This window comes from Actinocrinis sp., from assembly GCF_035946395.1.
Taxonomy (GTDB): Bacteria; Actinomycetota; Actinomycetes; order Streptomycetales; family Catenulisporaceae; genus Actinocrinis.
This window is the reverse complement of record NZ_DASYZI010000091.1, coordinates 1-3199: the sequence shown is the minus strand read 5'-3', so window position 1 is coordinate 3199 and position 3199 is coordinate 1. Positions and strand designations below refer to the sequence as shown.

3 protein-coding genes are annotated in these 3199 nt (G+C 66.7%); 2 read left to right on the top strand and 1 reads right to left on the bottom strand.

What is annotated here, in order from left to right; translation table 11 throughout:
• Window positions 1–159 precede the first annotated feature (159 nt).
• Together VGS97_RS05935 and VGS97_RS05930 are read left to right on the top strand one after the other, a co-directional pair.
• Window positions 160–996 (top strand): carbohydrate ABC transporter permease, encoded by an 837-nt coding sequence (locus tag VGS97_RS05935; protein ID WP_326852199.1) that lies wholly within the window; start codon window positions 160–162, stop codon window positions 994–996.
• A 112-nt stretch (window positions 997–1108) separates the two neighbouring features.
• Window positions 1109–2197, top strand: a complete 1089-nt coding sequence (locus VGS97_RS05930) for a sn-glycerol-3-phosphate ABC transporter ATP-binding protein UgpC (protein WP_349261997.1) — start codon at window positions 1109–1111, stop codon at window positions 2195–2197.
• 105 nt (window positions 2198–2302) lie between these two features.
• Here the strand turns inward: VGS97_RS05930 and VGS97_RS05925 are convergent, their stop codons facing one another.
• On the bottom strand, window positions 2303–3169 hold the full coding sequence (locus tag VGS97_RS05925; RefSeq protein ID WP_349261998.1) for an LLM class F420-dependent oxidoreductase: 867 nt from the start codon (window positions 3167–3169) through the stop codon (window positions 2303–2305).
• Between the last annotated feature and the right edge of the window lie 30 nt (window positions 3170–3199).

The following is a 3199-nucleotide window of genomic DNA, read 5'->3' as shown; positions in this document are numbered from 1 at the left end:
ACCACCTCGCTGGCCATCCTCGGCTACAAGGCGATATTCCAGAACCTTGAATTCGGGACGGGCGCGGCGGTGGCCACCACGACCGCGCTGCTGGTGCTGCTCGCCAGCCTGCTCTCGCTGCGGGCCTTCAAGGTCCAGGTCGGAAAGGAGGGAACATAAATGGGCAGGCGCAAGCACGGCTGGCACCGGGTCATCAACGGCGTCAACATCTCGACGTTCTTCGTCGTGCTGTTCATCGGGCTGCCGCTGTACTGGCTGATCGTCTCCAGCTTCAAGGAGCCGGCCGCCCTGGGGGACAGCCCGCCGCAGTACTGGCCGAACCCGTGGAGCACAGGCAACTACTCCCAGGCCTTCAAGCAGTACGACTTCGGTTCGTACTTCCTCAACTCGGTGGTCGTGACGCTCGTCGCCACGGCGCTGGTGCTGTTCCTCGGGACGATGGCCGGGTACGCGCTGGGCCGGCTGCCGATGCGGGGGAAGTTCACCCTGATGGTGACGCTGCTGATCATCTCGCTGTTCCCCGAGATCGCGGTGGTCGCGCCGCTGTACTCGCTGCTGGACACCCTCGGCTGGCTGAACAGCTACCAGGCGCTGATCATCCCGTACACGGCGTTCTTCCTGCCGTTCGCCATCTGGATCCTGCGCAACTACATGCTCGGCATCCCCAAGGAGATGGAGGAGACCGCCCGGATCGACGGGGCCGGGCCGATACGGACGGTATGGTCGGTCATCCTGCCGATGGCCCTGCCGGGCGTGTTCACGGCCGGCATCTTCACCTTCACCGCGGCCTGGACCGAGTTCCTGATGGCGCTCACCTTCAACATCAACAAAAAGACCATTCCGGTCGGCATCTCGACGTTCGGCTCCGCGAACGAGGTCCCGTTCGGGACCATCTTCGCCGCCAGCGTGGTGGCGGTGGTCCCGATCGGCATCCTGGTATTCATCTTCCGCAAGTTCGTGATCTCCGGCCTGACCTCGGGCGCGGTGAAGGGGTGAGCGCGTCCAGGCGGGCGGCCCGGGATCCGGGGGGGTTCCCCGGGTCCTCGGGACCCGGCCCGGCAGGCCATTATGATCCCAGCAAGCACGGCCAGCCCGGTAAGGAGGCATGATGGCCACCGTCGACATGCAGCAGCTGAACAAGGTGTACGAAAACGGCTTTCACGCGGTCAAGGACTTCACCTTGGACGTGCGCGACGGCGAGTTCATGGTGCTGGTGGGCCCGTCGGGCTCCGGCAAGACCACCGCGCTGCGGATGGTGGCCGGGCTGGAGGACATCACCAGCGGCACCCTGCTCATCGGCGGGAAGGTCGTCAACAACGAGACGCCCAAGGAACGGGACATCGCGATGGTGTTCCAGAACTACGCGCTGTACCCGCACATGACCGTGGCTGAGAACATGGGCTTCGCGCTGAAGATCGCCGGAGTGCCAAAGCCGGAGATCCGGCAGAAGGTCGAGGACGCGGCCAAGCTGCTCGAACTGACCGAATACCTCGGGCGCAAGCCGAAGGCGCTCTCCGGCGGTCAGCGTCAGCGCGTCGCGATGGGCCGCGCGATCGTGCGTCAGCCCAAGGTGTTCCTCATGGACGAGCCTCTGTCGAACCTCGACGCGAAGCTGCGCGTGCAGACGCGTACGCAGATCGCCTCGTTGCAGCGACGCCTCGGGATCACGACCGTGTACGTCACGCACGACCAGGTCGAGGCCATGACGATGGGTGACCGCGTGGCGGTGCTCAAGGACGGCCTGCTCCAGCAGTGCGACACTCCCCGGCGGATGTATGAGAAGCCGGCCAACGTCTTCGTCGCGGGCTTCATCGGCTCGCCGGCGATGAACCTGATCGAGGCGCCGATCGCGGACGGCGGCGTGGCCTTCGACGGCGCGGTCGTGCCGGTCGACCGTGAGTCGCTGAGCCGGGCGGTCGGCCGCGGCGAGCGCTCTGTCACGCTGGGTGTGCGGCCCGAGTCGTTCGACGTCACGACGGACGGCACGGGCATCGCAGTGGTCGTGAACGTGGTCGAGGAACTGGGCGCGGACGCCTTCGCCTACGGCACCGCGAAGGTGGACGGGAGCGACGTGGACGTCATCGTCCGCGTGGACGCCCGCAACACGCCCGCCAAGGGCGAAACGCTGCACTTCCTGCCCAAGGCCGGCGAGACGCACATCTTCTCGACGGTGAGTGGGGAGCGTTTGTCGGAGTAGCAAGGGTTAGGCTGCGGCCCCGTCCTCCGGTGGAGGGCGGGGCCGTGGTGTTGCGGGGTGAGGTGAGGTGGGTGAAGCGTGGGGGAGTTGGTCGGTCAGGGGCGGTCAGAGGTCGGCGGTTAGGGATGCGATCTCTGCGGCGAGTTCTAGGTAGTGGTCGTCGGCGGGTACCGGGGCGGCCAGGATCATGTGCGTCAGGCCCAACTCACGCAGCTGCTCGGCGCGGGTGACTACCGTCTTGGCTGTGCTCTCCGGGGTAACGCGCTGCATGATCGTCTTCTCGATCGCGTCGTAGTCGCGGCCTTCGGTCTCGCAGTGGCCGCGTAGGACATCGAGCTTGTGCGTAACGAACTCGTCGCCGCCGTCGAACAGGTTGCACGCGTCGGCGTAGCGTGCGACGAGGCGCAGTGTCTTCTGCTCGCCGCCGCCACCGATCAGCAGCTTCGGACGCGGGGAAGAGACTGCGGGCGGCACGTTGAGCAAGCGGTTGGGCGTGTAGTGCTTGCCCTCGAAGCCTGCGTCGGAGTCCGACCACATGCCGTTGGCGATCCGGATGGCCTCTTCGAGGCGCTCGAACCGCTCCTTGACCGGCGGGAAGGGTACGCCGTAGCCCGCGTGCTCCTCCTCGAACCAGGCCGCGCCGATGCCGTAGTACGCCCGGCCGCCGGAGAGGACGTCGAGCGTCGTGCCGATCTTCGCCAGGATCGCCGGATTGCGGTAGGTGACGCCGGTGACCATCGTGCCGAGGGTGACGCGCTCGGTGGCGGCGGCGAGGAAGCCGAGGGTCGTGTAGCCCTCAAGCATCGGGTCCTCGGCCGGGCCGTTGACCGCGATCTGCCAGTAGTGGTCCATCACCCAGAGGCTGTACAGTCCGCCGTCCTCGGCGATCCGCGCCGCCTTGAGGAGGTTCGGCCGGATGGCCGCGGAGCCGCCCGGCCAGTCGAAGCGGTTGACGGTGAATCCAATGCGCACTCTGAACTCCTGGAGGGAGAGAGTTTGGGG